The organism is Luteimicrobium xylanilyticum, from assembly GCF_009429125.1.
Lineage (GTDB): Bacteria > Actinomycetota > Actinomycetes > Actinomycetales > Cellulomonadaceae > Luteimicrobium > Luteimicrobium xylanilyticum.
In genome coordinates this window covers 2,622,118-2,636,435 of the sequence record NZ_CP045529.1, presented here as the reverse complement: position 1 = coordinate 2,636,435, position 14,318 = coordinate 2,622,118, and the positions used below count along the sequence as shown (strand labels likewise).

General features: G+C 75.5%; 16 protein-coding genes. 11 read left to right on the top strand and 5 right to left on the bottom strand.

All coding sequences use genetic code 11. The features are described from left to right. Positions 1-3 precede the first annotated feature (3 nt). Positions 4-1,179, bottom strand: a complete 1,176-nt coding sequence (locus KDY119_RS11740) for a trans-sulfuration enzyme family protein (protein WP_153022348.1) — start codon at positions 1,177-1,179, stop codon at positions 4-6. A gap of 45 nt (positions 1,180-1,224) precedes the next feature. Between KDY119_RS11740 and KDY119_RS11735 the strand changes: the two genes are divergently transcribed. Further along, the gene (locus KDY119_RS11735; RefSeq protein ID WP_051136454.1) at positions 1,225-2,382 is read left to right on the top strand and encodes a D-alanine--D-alanine ligase family protein; all 1,158 of its coding nucleotides are present in this window, start codon (positions 1,225-1,227) and stop codon (positions 2,380-2,382) included. A 7-nt stretch (positions 2,383-2,389) separates the two neighbouring features. On the opposite strand, the gene KDY119_RS11730 is transcribed toward KDY119_RS11735, so the two are convergent. Next, the gene (locus KDY119_RS11730; protein WP_227994322.1) at positions 2,390-2,896 is read right to left on the bottom strand and encodes a DUF3515 domain-containing protein; all 507 of its coding nucleotides are present in this window, start codon (positions 2,894-2,896) and stop codon (positions 2,390-2,392) included. Positions 2,897-2,949: 53 nt separating this feature from the next. On the opposite strand from KDY119_RS11730, the gene KDY119_RS11725 reads away from it, so the two are divergent. Next, positions 2,950-4,011 carry a thiamine-phosphate kinase gene (locus tag KDY119_RS11725; protein WP_051136455.1) on the top strand — a complete coding sequence of 354 codons (1,062 nt, stop codon included), beginning with the start codon at positions 2,950-2,952 and terminating at the stop codon, positions 4,009-4,011. Here the strand turns inward: KDY119_RS11725 and KDY119_RS11720 are convergent. Beyond that, on the bottom strand, positions 3,983-4,507 hold the full coding sequence (locus KDY119_RS11720) for a GNAT family N-acetyltransferase (protein WP_227994321.1): 525 nt from the start codon (positions 4,505-4,507) through the stop codon (positions 3,983-3,985). The genes KDY119_RS11725 and KDY119_RS11720 overlap by 29 nt on opposite strands. A gap of 166 nt (positions 4,508-4,673) precedes the next feature. Next, on the bottom strand, positions 4,674-4,865 hold the full coding sequence (gene rpmB, locus KDY119_RS11715; protein WP_036949419.1) for a 50S ribosomal protein L28: 192 nt from the start codon (positions 4,863-4,865) through the stop codon (positions 4,674-4,676). 251 nt (positions 4,866-5,116) lie between these two features. Between rpmB and KDY119_RS11710 the strand changes: the two genes are divergently transcribed. Genes KDY119_RS11710 through rsmD form a run of 3 tightly spaced genes read left to right on the top strand, consistent with a single transcriptional unit; the run spans position 5,117 to position 9,694 of the window. After that, a complete protein-coding gene (locus KDY119_RS11710; protein ID WP_194174193.1) occupies positions 5,117-6,778 on the top strand; it encodes a DAK2 domain-containing protein in 1,662 nt (553 codons plus the stop codon). Continuing rightward, the gene (locus KDY119_RS11705) at positions 6,775-9,063 is read left to right on the top strand and encodes an ATP-dependent DNA helicase RecG (RefSeq protein WP_153022346.1); all 2,289 of its coding nucleotides are present in this window, start codon (positions 6,775-6,777) and stop codon (positions 9,061-9,063) included. Before KDY119_RS11710 ends, KDY119_RS11705 begins: the two co-directional genes overlap by 4 nt. A 28-nt stretch (positions 9,064-9,091) precedes the next feature. Further along, positions 9,092-9,694, top strand: a complete 603-nt coding sequence (gene rsmD, locus KDY119_RS11700) for a 16S rRNA (guanine(966)-N(2))-methyltransferase RsmD (protein ID WP_153022345.1) — start codon at positions 9,092-9,094, stop codon at positions 9,692-9,694. On the opposite strand, the gene KDY119_RS11695 is transcribed toward rsmD, so the two are convergent. Further along, positions 9,628-10,374: a GNAT family N-acetyltransferase gene (locus KDY119_RS11695; protein WP_153022344.1), complete on the bottom strand. Its 747-nt coding sequence runs from the start codon at positions 10,372-10,374 to the stop codon at positions 9,628-9,630. The genes rsmD and KDY119_RS11695 overlap by 67 nt on opposite strands. A gap of 77 nt (positions 10,375-10,451) precedes the next feature. On the opposite strand from KDY119_RS11695, the gene coaD reads away from it, so the two are divergent. The 6 genes from coaD (at position 10,452) to mutM (ending at position 14,266) form a co-directional block, all read left to right on the top strand. After that, positions 10,452-10,940: a pantetheine-phosphate adenylyltransferase gene (gene coaD / locus KDY119_RS11690; RefSeq protein WP_036949427.1), complete on the top strand. Its 489-nt coding sequence runs from the start codon at positions 10,452-10,454 to the stop codon at positions 10,938-10,940. A 31-nt stretch (positions 10,941-10,971) separates the two neighbouring features. Then, positions 10,972-11,547, top strand: coding sequence for a hypothetical protein (locus KDY119_RS11685; protein ID WP_153022343.1), 576 nt, complete (start codon positions 10,972-10,974; stop codon positions 11,545-11,547). A gap of 214 nt (positions 11,548-11,761) precedes the next feature. Further along, complete coding sequence (locus KDY119_RS11680) at positions 11,762-12,349, top strand: YceD family protein (RefSeq protein WP_036949431.1); 588 nt, start codon at positions 11,762-11,764, stop codon at positions 12,347-12,349. Positions 12,350-12,351: 2 nt separating this feature from the next. Next, positions 12,352-12,543, top strand: a complete 192-nt coding sequence (gene rpmF, locus KDY119_RS11675; protein WP_036949434.1) for a 50S ribosomal protein L32 — start codon at positions 12,352-12,354, stop codon at positions 12,541-12,543. A 7-nt stretch (positions 12,544-12,550) separates the two neighbouring features. Beyond that, a complete protein-coding gene (rnc, locus tag KDY119_RS11670; RefSeq protein WP_051136457.1) occupies positions 12,551-13,327 on the top strand; it encodes a ribonuclease III in 777 nt (258 codons plus the stop codon). A gap of 3 nt (positions 13,328-13,330) precedes the next feature. Then, positions 13,331-14,266: a bifunctional DNA-formamidopyrimidine glycosylase/DNA-(apurinic or apyrimidinic site) lyase gene (gene mutM / locus KDY119_RS11665; RefSeq protein ID WP_036949436.1), complete on the top strand. Its 936-nt coding sequence runs from the start codon at positions 13,331-13,333 to the stop codon at positions 14,264-14,266. The last annotated feature ends 52 nt before the right edge of the window (positions 14,267-14,318 follow it).

The window sequence follows — 14,318 nt, the reverse complement described above, 5'->3', positions numbered from 1 at the left end:
GGCTCAGAGCAGGGTGCGCAGCGCCTGGTCGAGGTCGGACCACAGGTCCTCGGGATCCTCGATCCCGACGGACAGCCGCAGCAGGTCCTCGGGCACGGTCGGCGACTCCGTCGCGAACCGGCGCCGGCGTTCGAGGCTCGACTCCACACCGCCGAGACTGGTCGCGGGGACCCACAGCCGGACTGCGGCGACCAGGGCGTCCGCGCCCTCGCGCCCACCGACCGGCCTCAGGCCGACGATCGAGCCGTAGCCGCGCATGAGTCGGCTCGCGCGCTCGTGGCCGGGGTCGTCCGGCAGGGACGGGTGCCGCACCTGCACGACCGCGGGGTGCCCGGCCAGGCGTCCCGCGAGCAGAGCGGCGGTCGCCTGCGACCGCTCGACGCGCAGCGCGAGCGTCCGCAGCCCGCGCAGCGCGAGCCAGACCTCGCTCGGGCCGGCGATCGCGCCGTGCTGCGTGCGGTAGCCGTGCAGCGCCGCCCGGAGCTCCGGGTCGTCGGTCACGGCCGCGCCGAGCACGACGTCCGAGTGTCCGGCGAGATACTTCGTCACCGAGTGCACGACGACGTCCGCGCCCCAGGCGAGCGGGTTCTGCCCGAGGGGGGTCGCGAAGGTGTTGTCGACGGCGGTGAGCCAGCCGCGGTCGCGGGCGGCCGCGATCAGGGCGGGGACGTCCGCGACCTCGAGCATCGGGTTGGTCGGGGACTCGAGCCACAGCAGCCCGCGCCCCGCGCCGGCGGCGTCGTCGAGTGCGGCGACGACCGCGTCCGTGTCCTCGACGTCGACCCGGACGACGCGGACCCCGTGCCGGCGCTCCAGCTCGTCCGCGAGACCCAGCGCCGCCTGGTAGGCGTGCTGCGGGACGACGATCGCGCCGTCGTCGGGCACCTGGGCGAACACGGCCGCGATCGCGGCGAGTCCCGACCCGAAGACGAGCGACGGAAGGGAGGCGCCCTCGAGCGCAGCGAGCGCCTCCTCGAACGGTGACCACGTCTCGGTGCCCATGCGTGCGTAGAGCAGGTCGCCGGCCGGCGGCTCGCCCTGCGAGACGTACGTCGAGCTCAGCACCACCGGAGGGTTGAGGGGGGAGCCGGGCGTCCGCTCCGGCCGGCCGGCGGTGACGGCGACGGTGGACGGGTCGAGCGGTCGCGGGCCGTGGGCGGGCGCGTCGGGGGAGGTCACCCGACAAGACTAGGGTGCCCTCGCGCTCGGGTAGTCTCGACCGCGATGTCTACAGCGCCTATGGCCTCCACGCAGCCCGCTACTCCCGCCTCCTCGCGCAAGCCCCGCGTCATGGTCCTCTTCGGGGGGCGTTCCGGCGAGCACGCCATCTCCTGCGCGACCGCGGCCGGCGTGCTCCGCGCGATCGACCGCGACCGGTACGAGGTCGTCCCCGTCGGGATCACGCGGGCCGGCCAGTGGGTGGTCGCCGCCGACGAGCCCGAGCGCTGGGAGATCACGGCCGGGCGGCTGCCCGAGGTGGTCGCGAGCGACGGCGAGGTCGTCGTGCCGCTGTCCGTCGGAGACCGCCGGCTGCGCGTCCTCGACGCGCTCGAGCCGCCGCGCGAGCTCGGCGAGGTCGACGTCGTGTTCCCGCTGCTGCACGGGCCGTTCGGCGAGGACGGCACCCTGCAGGGCCTGTTCGAGCTCGCGGACCTGCACTACGTGGGCGCCGGGGTGCTCGCGTCCGCGGTCGGCATGGACAAGCACTACATGAAGCTCGTGCTCGCGGGCCAGGGCATCCCCGTCGCCCCGTACACGGTGGTACGACCGGGGGAGTGGGAGCGCGACCCGGAGGGCGTGCTCGCCCGGGTCGAGCCGCTCGGGCTGCCGCTGTTCGTCAAGCCCGCGCGGGCCGGGTCGAGCCTCGGCATCTCGCGCGTCGACGACCTCGACGACCTGGCCGCTGCGCTCGCCGAGGCGCGGCGGCACGACCCGAAGGTGCTCGTCGAGTCCGGTGTCGACGGGCGCGAGATCGAGTGCGCGGTGCTGGGCGGCCGCGACGGTGAGCGCCCCCGCGCGTCGCTCCCGGGCGAGATCGCCGTGACGGGCGACGCCCACGCGTTCTACGACTTCGAGGCCAAGTACCTCGACGAGTCGAGCGTCGAGCTGAGCTGCCCGGCCGACCTGCCCGACGCCGTCACCGAGCGGGTGCGCGACCTCGCGGTGCGCACGTTCGAGGCGATCGGCGCCGAGGGCCTGTCGCGCGTCGACGTGTTCGTCACGGCGGCCGGCGACGTCGTGGTCAACGAGATCAACACGATGCCGGGGTTCACCCCGCTGTCGATGTACCCGCGCATGTGGGCGGCGTCCGGGCTCGACTACCCCGCGCTCGTCGACGAGCTCGTGCAGCTCGCGCTCGAGCGGCCGACCGGGCTGCGCTGAGCCCGGCTCAGCCGGTGCAGGTCGTGGTCGCCTTGACGTCGAGCACCGCAGGGGCGACGTCGACGAGCGCGGCCGTGGGCTGCCCCTCGCCGAGCGACTTCGGCACCTGGACCTCGACGGCCGGGTCGCGCCCGTAGGTCACGAACGTCCAGCCGGTGGACGTCTCGGCCGAGATCCAGTCCACGCTCGTGCCGTCGGGGTTCTCGATGGACTGGCACTGGTCGGACGGCCCGGGCTGCTCCACGCCGCAGCGCAGCGTGATCGCGCTCCCCGCGCTGCCCCAGGCCGAGGTCGCCTGGCTCGAGGTGGTCCGCTGGTCCTGCCCGGCGACCTGGTCGGGCAGGTCGAGGATCACGTCCGCGCACGCGGGGTCGGTGGCGTGTGTCGCGACGGGCACCGAGATCACGGGGGAGCAGGCTGCGACGCCGGCCGCCACGGCGAGCGAGCCGAGGAGCAGGGCGGCCGTGCGGCGTCGTCTGCGCGCACGGACCGAGGACGGGGACGAGCGGGGCACGGCGACACCGTAGCGAGCGGACCTGGGAGCGCGCGGCGTCTAGGGTTTCTCTCGTGCCTGCGTCCCCTGAGCCCGAACCCGGCGGCCCGCTCGTCCGTGAGGTGTCCGAGGAGCAGCTCCTCGCCGAGATCTTCCCGCTCCTGCCCGGGGGCACCGCGACGCTGCTCGGCCCGGGCGACGACGCCGCGGTCGTCGCGGCGCCGGACGGCCGATTCGTCGTGTCGACCGACGTCCTCGTGGAGGACCGGCACTTCCGTCGCGCGTGGTCCACCGGGCACGACGTCGGACGCCGGGCCGCAGCCCAGAACCTCGCCGACGTCGCCGCGATGGGCGCGAGGCCCACGTCGCTCGTCGTGTCGCTCGTCGTGCCGGGAGACGTCCCGGTCACCTGGGTGACGGGCCTCGCGCGCGGGCTCGCCGAGGCGTGCGCGCCCGTGGGGGCCGCGGTCGTCGGGGGAGACCTGTCCGGAGGCGACGCGATCGCCGTGGCGGTGACCGTGCACGGCGACCTCGAGGGACGCGCGCCCGTCCTGCGGTCGGGGGCACGACCCGGCGACGTCGTGGCGCACGCAGGGAACCTCGGGTCCTCGGCCGCCGGCCTCGCACTCCTGTCCGCCGCCGACGGCGCACCCGACGCCGCGCCGCTCACCCGGCTGGTCGACCTGCACCGCGTCCCCGAGCCTCCGTCGGAGTCGGGTCCGGCCGCGGCGCTCGCGGGGGCGACGGCCATGCTCGACGTCTCGGACGGGCTCCTGCGCGATGCCGGCCGGCTCGCGCGGGCCAGCAGCGTCGTCGTCGACATGGACCCCGCCCTTCTCGGTGCGGACGCGGCGCTGACGGCCGCGGCCCGGGCGGTGGCGCCGGACCGGGACCCGGGCACCCTCGTGCGGACCTGGGTGCTGGGTGGGGGCGAGGACCACGGGCTCCTGGCCACGTTCCCCGCCGGGACGGCGCTCCCGCCCGGCTTCCGCGTCGTCGGGACGGTCCGTGCCGCGGGACCGGGCGAGGCGCCGGGCGTCCTCGTGTCGGGCGCGGAGCCGGACGTCCCGGCCGGCTGGGACCACTTCGCAGGAGGCCCCGGGTCGCTCACCCCCGGCGGAAGCGCACCTCGGTGATGTCCGCGCCGCCGATGTCCTCGCGCCGCTCCACGCCGTCCGTCTGGAAGCCGTGGCGCCGGTAGAAGTGCCGGGCGCGGTCGTTGTCGGCGATCACCCACAGCGAGACCGGGACGCCGGGCCTGACCTCACCGAGGACGGTGCGCATGAGGTCGCGCGCCACCCCGCGGCCCCACGCCTCGGGGTCGAGGTAGATCGCGTAGAGCTCGAGGTCGCCCGCCTCGGCGTCCTCGTCGCGGGCGGGGCCGAGCGTCGCGAACCCGAGCGTGCGGCCCCGGTCCGAGGCGATCCACGTGTGGGCCACGCCCTCGCTCAGGGACTTGAGCCACAGCTCCGAGCGTCGCTCGACGTCGAGCGACGCGAGATAGGCGTCGGGCACGATGCCCGCGTAGGCGCCGCGCCAGGAGGCGATGTGGACGGTCGCGATCGCGTCGGCGTCGTCCACCGTCGCGCGTCGGATCGTGACGGTGTCAGGCTCGGTGGCACCCAGGTCCACGAAGGCCCCCTCGGTTGTCGGCGTGGGCGGTGACTCCCCTCCAGGGTGCCATCCGGGCCGGTGGAGGTCGACCCCGGATCCACCCGGATCCGACCCCGAGAACGACCGACGCCCGCCGGTCCGGGAGGACCGACGGGCGTCGTGAGGTCGAGCGGGGTGCGCCGGCTCAGGCCGGGCGGGTCACCTTGCCGGCCTTGAGGCACGAGGTGCACACGTTCACGCGCTTGGGGGTGCCCCCCACGATGGCGCGGACACGCTGGATGTTCGGGTTCCAGCGGCGCTTGGTACGCACGTGCGAGTGCGAGATGCTGTGCCCGAAGCCCGGGCCCTTGCCGCAGACGTCGCAGTTGGCAGCCACGGTTTGCTCCTGATCGTCGTGCACGCCCGAGCCACGGCCAGGCGATGAGTGGTCAACTGGATGGTCACTGTCCGCACTCGCAGTGGAGAGCGACCCGAGGGTCGTCCACGCGCGCGGTCCGTGCCGATGTGTGCCCGACGTCGCCAGGCAACCTCGATATGGTAGCCGACGATCGGCGTGCGCCCCAAACCCTGCCGGGTCGTCCCGGCCGGGACGCGCACGAGAAGAGCGTACCGAGGAGGCCCCGTCCCGTGACCGACGGCATCGACGCGCCCAGCGTCCGCACGTGGGCTCGGCTGGCCGTCCGTGCGCTCGAGGACGCAGCAGGACCGCTCGACCGGGCGAACGTGTTCCCCGTCCCCGACGCCGACACCGGGACCAACCTCGTGCTGACCGTCCGGGAGGGGGCCGCGGCGGTGGAGGCGACCGGGCCGGACGCGGACGGGGTTGCGGTGGCGGTCGCCTTCGCACGCGGGTGCCTGCTCGGCGCCCGCGGGAACTCGGGCGTCATCGTCGCTGCGTGGGTCAGGGCGTTCGTGGCCGCGTGGGGCTCGGGCCCGGTCACGGCCCTCGCCGAGGGTGCCCACGCGGCACGCACGGCCGTCGCCGAGCCGACCGACGGCACCGCGCTGACGGCCGCGGACGAGGCCGCGCTCGCTGCGCGGCACGTCGTCGGCGCCGACGCGTCGCCGCTCACCGTCCTGCTCGCCGCCTGCGACGGCGCCACCGCGGCCGTGCAGCGCAGCCCCCGCGACCTCGGCCCCCGCGGGCAGGGGCGACTCGACCCGGGCGCCCAGGGGTTGCGCCTCGTCCTCGGCGCGCTGGCGACGGCGTGCGGTGCGACGGATGCCGCGCTCCTGCGCCTCGTCGCGCAGGACGTGCCCGGCCTGTCGGTGGCCGACGGCAGGCTGGACGACGTGACCGCGCCACCATCCCCGCTGCCGTCGGACGAGCTCGAGGTGATGTTCACGCTCGACGTGCCGCCCTCGGACGACCCGGCGCCCGGTGATCCGGCGCCCGCGGCACCGGACACCGACGTCGCCGGTGCGATGCGGGCCGTGCTCGCCGGCACGGGGACGTCGGTCGCCGTGGTGGGCGGGGACGGGACCTGGCGCGGCCACGTCCACACCACCGACCCGGGTCGTGCGCTCGACGCCGCGACGCAGGTCGCGAAGGACGCGGGCGGCCGGCTGCGCGACGTCCAGGTCCAGGACCTCACGCAGGTCCGCGAAGGCGGGCTCGGTGTCGTCGCGGTGACGTCCGCGCCGGGCCTCGTCGTCGAGCTCGCGCGGGCAGGCGCCGTCGTGCTCGCGCACGGCCGACGCCGGACGCCGCCCGGCCCGTCGGCCCTCCGCCGCGCGCTCGAGGAGACGCGCGCCCACGTCGTCCTGCTCGTCGCGCCGCCCGGGACCCCCGTGCCCGACGACGAGGAGCCCGTCTCCGGCGTGCGCACGCCGGTCGTCGTCCACGCGCTGACGCCGACCGACGCCCACACGGTGTCCGCGCTCGCCGCGCTGGCCACCGTCCCCCCGCCCCTGGTCGACGGCGACGGCGCGGGGGCCGTCGTGGACGTCGACGCGCTCGTCGCGGCCGCCGTCCGGACCCGGGACGTGGTGGACCGCGTCCGCGGCGCCGTCCTGCCGACCGCGTGGGGCAGCGCGGTGGGTGTCGTCGAGGCGCTCCTGGCGACGGCGGGTGCGGGTGCGGGTGCGGTCGTGCTCGTCGCCGGGCAGGACGCGGACCAGGGCCTCGTCGCCCGCGTCGTGGAGCACGTCGAGGCCCGGGACCCCGGTGCCGACGTGCTCGTCCTGGCCTCCGGACGCGACGACGCGGTGGTGCACGTCGGGGTCGAGCCGCCCGCGGTCGACGGTCCGGCGCCCTCGGGCGCCGGCGGTGCGGTGGGGGCGGCATGACCGTCGACGCGGCAGGGACCTGGATCGAGGGACCGCTCGGACAGCCGCTCCGCAAGGCCCTCGGCACCAGGACCGCGAACGCGCTCGCCAAGCTCGGGCTCGAGACGGTCGGCGACCTGGTCGACCACGTGCCGCGCCGGTACGACGAGCCGGGCCGGCTCACCGACCTGCGCTCGCTGCAGGTCGGGGAGCACGTCACGGTGCTTGCGCGGGTCCGGTCGGCGAGCATGACGCGGATGCGCTCCCGCGCGGGCGCGATGCTCCATGCCGTCGTGACCGACGGCGCCGGGGAGCTCGACCTGACGTTCTTCGCGAAGGGCCAGGGCGGCCTCCGGCACCACGAGCACCAGCTCGCCGCCGGGCGCACCGGACTGTTCACCGGCACGGTCAGCGTCTACCGCGGACGTCGTCAGCTCACGCACCCCCAGTACCAGGTGTTCGGCCTGGACACCGGGGTCGACGAGGCGGAGGCGGCGCTCGAGGACGCGAGCCGCCCCATCCCGATCTACCCGGCCGGCGCCTCGGTGCCCTCGTGGCAGATCCACAAGGCCGTCCAGACGGTGCTGGGGCCGCTTCGGGAGGACGACGTGCCCGACCCGCTGCCGCTGGCGCTGCGCGAGCGCCGGCACCTGTCCACACGGCTCGAGGCGCTGCGAGACGTGCACCTGCCCGCCGCGGACGAGGACTGGCGCCGGGGGCGGCGCCGGCTGCGGTTCGAGGAGGCCTTCGTCCTGCAGACGGCGCTCGCCCAGCGTCGTGCGGCGGTGGCCCGCGAGCCCGCGACGGCCCGGCCGCTCCGCGCCACCGGCACGCCCAGCCTGCTCGCCGACTTCGACGCGGCGCTCCCGTTCGAGCTCACGGACGGCCAGCGCGCCGTGGGCGAGCAGCTCGCCCGCGACCTCGCCGCCGACCGGCCGATGCAGCGCCTGCTCCAGGGCGAGGTCGGCTCGGGCAAGACCGTCGTCGCGCTGCGCGCCATGCTCCAGGTCGTCGACGCGGGAGGGCAGGCCGCGCTCCTCGCGCCCACGGAGGTCCTGGCGGCCCAGCACGCCCGGTCGCTCCGGACGCTCCTCGGCCCGCTCGCCGAGGGCGGCCTGCTCGGCGGGGCCGAGCACGGGACGCAGGTCGCCCTGCTCACGGGCTCGCTCGGCGCGGCGGCCCGCAAGCAGGCGCTGCTCGATGCCGCGAGCGGGGCCGCCGGGATCGTCGTCGGGACGCACGCGCTCCTCGGCGAGCACGTGCAGTTCGCCGACCTCGGGCTCGTGGTCGTCGACGAGCAGCACCGGTTCGGCGTGGAGCAGCGCGACGCGCTGCGCGCCAAGGGGGACCGGCAGGCGCACGTCCTCGTCATGACCGCGACGCCCATCCCGCGGACCGTCGCCATGACCGTGTTCGGCGATCTCGAGACCTCGACGCTCACCGAGGTGCCGGCGGGCCGCTCGGGCGTCGTGACGCACGCCGTGCCCGCGTCCAACCCGAAGTGGGTCGCCCGGACGTGGCAGCGCGTGCGCGAGGAGGTCGACGCGGGCCATCGCGCCTACGTGGTCGCGCCGCGGATCCATCCCGACGACGCGACCCCGGGCGGACGCGCGGACCAGGCTGCCGCGCTCGCGGAGACGGACGACGTGCTCGAGTTCCTCGCCGAGCCCGACGACGGCGGCGAACGGGCGCCTCTGCGTGCCGTCCTGGAGGTGGTCGACGAGCTGCGGGCGACGCCGGCGCTCGTGGGCGTCCCGGTCGGCATGCTGCACGGCCAGCTCCCGCCGGCCGACAAGGAGCGGGCGATGGCAGACTTCGCGTCCGGCCGCACACCCGTGCTGGTGTCCACGACGGTCGTCGAGGTGGGCGTCGACGTGGCGGAGGCCACGGTCATGGTCGTGCTCGACGCCGACCGGTTCGGGATCTCCCAGCTCCACCAGCTGCGCGGGCGGGTGGGACGCGGGAGCGCGCCGGGCCTGTGCCTGCTGGTGTCCGACGCGGAGCCCGGTACCCCGGCGCGCGAGCGGCTGGACGCCCTCGCCTCGACGCCCGACGGGTTCGAGCTCGCGCGCCGCGACCTCGAGCTGCGCCGCGAGGGGGACGTGCTCGGCGCGGCGCAGTCGGGCCGCGCGTCGTCGCTGCGGCTCCTTCGCGTGCTCACGGACGCGGAGCTCATCGCCGACGCGCGCACCGAGGCCACGGCCGTCGTCGAGCAGGACCCGGACCTCCTGACGTACCCGGCGCTCGCGGCGGCGATCGCGGAGCGGCTCGACCCGGAGCGCGAGGAGTTCCTCGAGCGGGCGTGAGCGAGTCCGCGCTGGATAGGCTCGGGACGTGACGAGGATCGTGGCAGGGACGGCCGGTGGACGCGTGCTCGAGGTGCCCGTGCGCGGCACGCGGCCGACGAGCGACCGGGTGCGGGAGGCCGTGTTCTCCCGGCTCGAGCACCAGGGCGCGGTCGAGGGTGCGCGCGTGCTCGACCTCTACGCGGGGTCGGGGGCGCTCGCGCTCGAGGCGATGAGCCGGGGCGCGTCCGACGCGACCCTCGTGGACGCGGCCCGGGCCGCCGTCGAGGTCTGCCGGCGCAACGTGCGGGCGCTCGGCCTGACGCGGGTGCGCGTCGCACAGCAGCCCGCCGAGCGGTTCGTGCGCGAGGTCCCGAGCCGCCCGTGGGACCTGGTGTTCCTCGACCCGCCGTACGACGTCACGGCCTCCGAGCTCGTGCAGGTCCTCGCGCACCTCGCCCTGCCGGGAGCGCTCGCGCCGGACGGCACGGTCGTCGTCGAGCGGCGGGCGCGGGACGCGGAGCCCGCCTGGCCGGACGGCCTCGAGCTCGTCGCGCGCAAGGACTACGGCGAGACTGCCGTGTTCTACCTCGAGCCCGTGGCCCCCGGCGCCGAGGCCTCGTCCCCGGAGAGCGTCCCCACGGGCAGCTGATCGACGCGGTCGAGCCCGACGAGCGCGACCTCGGAGCCCGAGGCGGCGTCGAGCAGGCGACGCGTGGCGCCGTCGTCGGCCAGCGTCCCCTCGCACGCCACCAGCCAGTCCGTCAGGAAGTCGCGTACGGGCGCGGCCGGGAGGGTGGCTCGATCGTCCGCCCGCAGCGCGACGAGCATGAGCGCGGGCACACGCTCGCCGCCCGGGCCGTCACCGGGCTGGAAGTATGGGAGCGCCAGCGCCCTCCCGCCGTGGCGGGCGTAGAACCGCACGCGGGCGGCCGGGTCGCCGTGGGCCTCGCTCGCGGCGTGGTGGTCCGGGTGCTCGACCTCCGCGAGGATCGCGAGCGGGTCGTGGGCGGCGGTCCAGGTGTCGAGCGCGGCGGAGAGCAGCGCCCCGCCGACGCCGGCGCCCCGGTGCCCCGGTGCGATCGCGAGGTAGAGCACGAGCAGGATCCGCTCGTCCGGGAACCACGCCCCGACGACACCCGAGACCGGACGCGCCTCGCCGTCGGACCCCTCGCCCGTCCCGAGCACCTCGAGCGAGCCGTGCTCCACGTCGCGCCACAGCTCCTCGGCGTCGATGAGCTCGGCAGGGGGGAACGACGGGGCCAGCACGTCGCGGTGCAGGGCCAGGATCTCGGACCGGGTCGTGAGCGGTCGGGGCGCGGGGGCAACCATGCTCCGACCGTACGTCGCCCGTGCCCGCCGCGGAGTGGCACCGCACCGCGAGGTGTCCTGTGCACTAGCGTGACGCCGTGACCATCGCCGTCTGCCCCGGCTCGTTCGACCCGATGACGCTCGGGCACCTGGACGTCGTGCGTCGTGCGCGCTCGATGTTCGACGAGGTCGTCGTCGGGGTCGCGCACAACGCCGGCAAGTCGGCGCTCCTGACCGTCGAGGAACGGCTCGAGCTGGCTCGTTCGGCGGTCGGCGACGCGGGGCTCGACGGCGTCCGCGTCGCCCACGTGCCCGGGCTCCTCGTGGAGTTCTGCCGCGAGATCGGCGCGCACGCCGTGGTCAAGGGGCTGCGAGGCGGCGCCGACTTCGACGCCGAGGTGCCCATGGCCCTCATGAACCGGCACCTGGCCGGCGTCGAGACGGTCTTCGTGATCGGGGACCCCGGGCTCGCGCACGTCGCCTCGTCGCTCGTGAAGGACGTGGCACGGCACGGGGGAGACGTCGACGACCTGGTCCCGCCAGGCGTCGGCGACGTCGTGCGCGCGGCGCTCGCGCGCACGACCTGAGGTGAGCACTACCCAGCATGGAGGAGGAGTCGTGAGCAGCACCGGACCGAGCGGAGGACGCGGAGGCGACGGGCGCGACCAGCGCGACGGGGCCGCCGTCGCCCCACCCGCTCAGGGGGCCGACCCGGTCGCGACCCTGACGGCCATCGTCGCGGACCTCACGGAGCTCGTGGCAGGAGCACGCACGGGCCCCCTGGGGGGAGGAACCCTCAAGGTGCCGCGGGACCAGCTCGTCGCCCTCGTCGACGAGCTGCGCGAGGCCGTGCCGCACCAGCTCGACGAGGCCGACCGCGTGCTCGAGGACGCGGACCGCGTGCTCGGGGAGGCGCAGGCCCAGGCCGAGGACGTGCTGTCGACGGCGCGTGCCCGGGCGATCGAGCTCGTGCAGCGCGAGCAGGTGGTCGCCCAGGCGCAGGCGCGCGCGGCGCAGGTGCTCGCGGCGGCCGAGGCCGACGCGGCACGCATCCGTCAGGACGCCGACGACTACTGCGACCGCCGGCTCGCCATGCTCGAGGACGTCCTGGAGCAGGCGGGGGCGCAGGTCCGTGCCGGTCGGGAGCGGCTCGTGGAGCGCGCGCTCGAGCGGTCGGCGGAGCGCGCGGACTGAGGGCGCACGACGCGCGGGGGAGGGCCGCGGGTCGGCCGCCCCGGCTTGGGCGCGCGGGACCCGATGCCGTATAGTAGACGGTTGGTCCTGCTGGTCATGTGGTCCCCGATCGTCGGGGGCCTCCGCGGACCGAGATCATCTCCTCGCCCTGCGCCGTCGCGTGGGCCCGTCACGGGCTTGCGCCGCCGGTTCGTGGGCGAGGTCGGAGAGAACCATGGAGCGTCACATCACCCTCGACCCGCGGTCGCCGTTCGTGCTCGACACCCACGAGCTCAGCCGACGTCCCGGGTCCCAGCGTGAGGTCGACCGCACCGTGGCCGCTCCGGGAGATCTCGGCACCGTCGTGACCGGCATCCCCGCCGGCGACGACCTCGAGCTGCACGTGCGTCTCGAGGCCGTCATGGAGGGGGTCCTGGTCACCGGAGAGGTCCGGGGTCGGGCGGTCGGGGAGTGCGTGCGCTGCCTGGACGAGACGGTCGACGACGTCGACGCCACGTTCCAGGAGCTCTACGTCTACCCGGAGCGCGCCCAGGCCGCGGAGGAGGCCGGTGACGACGAGGAGGACGTGCACGAGCTCGAGGGCGACCTGATCGACATCGAGCCCGCGCTTCGGGATGCGGTGGTCACTGCACTACCATTCCAACCGTTGTGCCAGCCGGACTGCCCTGGCCTGTGCTCCGAGTGCGGAGCGCGCCTGGCGGACGATCCTGGCCACCACCATGACGTGGTCGACCCCCGGTGGTCGGCACTGAAGAGCATGCTCGGCACGGACGTCGTGCCGGACGAGACGAAAGAGAGCTAGCCGTGGCTGTTCCGAAGCGCAAGATGTCGCGCAGCAACACCCGTGCGCGCCGTTCGCAGTGGAAGACGACCGCCGCGAACCTCACGACGTGCCCGCAGTGCAAGGGCCAGAAGCTGTCGCACACGGCCTGCCCGACGTGCGGCACGTACAAGGGTCGCCAGTACACGGCGGCGCTGCGCACCGAGCACGCCTGAGCCACCCGTGTCCGCCCAGCGCGAGCGTCCTGAGAAGGCGGCCGGCGCCGGCGGAGCCGACGAGCTCCTCGAGAAGCTCGGGGTCCGTGTGGACCCCGAGCTTCTCGTGCTCGCGCTGACGCACCGTTCGTTCGCGCACGAGGCCGGTGGCATCCCCACCAACGAGCGCCTCGAGTTCCTCGGTGACTCCGTGCTCGGCTTCGTCGTCACGGACGCCCTGTACCGCGACCACGCCGACCTCCCGGAGGGTGAGCTCGCGAAGATGCGCGCGGCTACCGTGTCGCAGCGCTCGCTCGCCGCGATCGCCCGCGAGCTCGAGCTGGGCCGGTTCATCCTGCTCGGCAAGGGCGAGCTGAGGACCCGCGGCTTCGACAAGGACTCGATCCTGTCGGACACCGTCGAGGCGATCATCGGCGCCGTCTACCTGAGCGGTGGGGTCGACGAGGCCCGCACGTTCGTGCACCGGCTCGTCGACGCGACCCTCGAGGTGGCAGCCGACCTGGGCGCCGGCCTCGACTGGAAGACGTCGCTCCAGGAGCTTGCGGGCGAGCTCGGCCTGGGGGCACCCGAGTACCGCTGGGAGGCCGAGGGTCCCGCGCACGCGCGGGTCTTCACGTCCCACGTGGCGCTCGACGGCGAGGTGCTCGGCACCGGCTCAGGGACGGCCAAGAAGCACGCCGAGCAGGAGGCCGCCGAGCGTGCCTATGCCGTGCTGAAGGCCCGGGTCGACGCCGCGGCCGCGGCGACCGGGCCGGCTGGCCTCGCGCCGGCTGACCAGGGCTGAGTCTTGCCCGAGCTGCCCGAGGTCGAGACCGTCCGTGACGGGCTCGCGCGGCACGTCCTGGGCGCGCGGGTCGCGTCCGTCGAGGTGCTGCGCGACTACTCGGTCCGCCACCAGGGCGGCGGGACCGAGGCGTTCGTCGCGGCCCTCACGGGCGCCCGGCTGGACGCGGCAGCCCGCCGGGGCAAGTTCCTCTGGCTCGAGCTCTCCGACGTGGGCGGCGGCGACGGCGCCGTCCCCACGCGCGCGCTCGTCGCGCACCTCGGCATGAGCGGCCAGCTCCTCGTCCGGTCCGGAGACCTCGCCGAGCGCCACCGGCACCTGCGCGTCCGGCTCGCGCTCGAACAGCCCGACGGCACCGAGGCGGCGCTCGACTTCGTGGACATGCGGACGTTCGGGCACCTCGTCGTCGCGCCCCTCGTGGCGACGCCCGACGGCGCCCCCGGTGGGCTCGGCACCGACCGGCCGCTCGTCCCGGAGCCGGCCGCGCACATCGCGCGCGACCTCCTCGACCCCGCGCTCGACGAGGCCGCGCTGGTGGATGCGCTGCGCCGTCGTCGGACAGGGGTGAAGCGGGCGCTGCTCGACCAGACGCTCGTCTCGGGCGTCGGGAACATCTACGCCGACGAGGCGCTGTGGCGCGCGCGGCTGCACTACGCGCGGCCGACCGACACGCTCCGTCGAGCCGAGGCCACGCGGCTCCTGGAAGCCGCGGAGCAGGTCATGCGCGAGTCGCTCGCGCAGGGCGGCACGAGCTTCGACACCCTCTACGTCAACGTCAACGGCGCCTCGGGGTACTTCTCGCGCTCGCTCGCCGTCTACGGCCAGGAGGGGCGCCCGTGCCCGCGGTGCGGGACGCCCGTGCGACGCGACGCCTTCATGAACCGCTCGTCGTTCACGTGCCCCCGCTGCCAGCCGCGCCCCCGCAACGGGCGTTGGTGAGAGCCGGCCCGCTCACCTCGCGACGTCGCGCAGCCATCGGCTGAGATCGGCG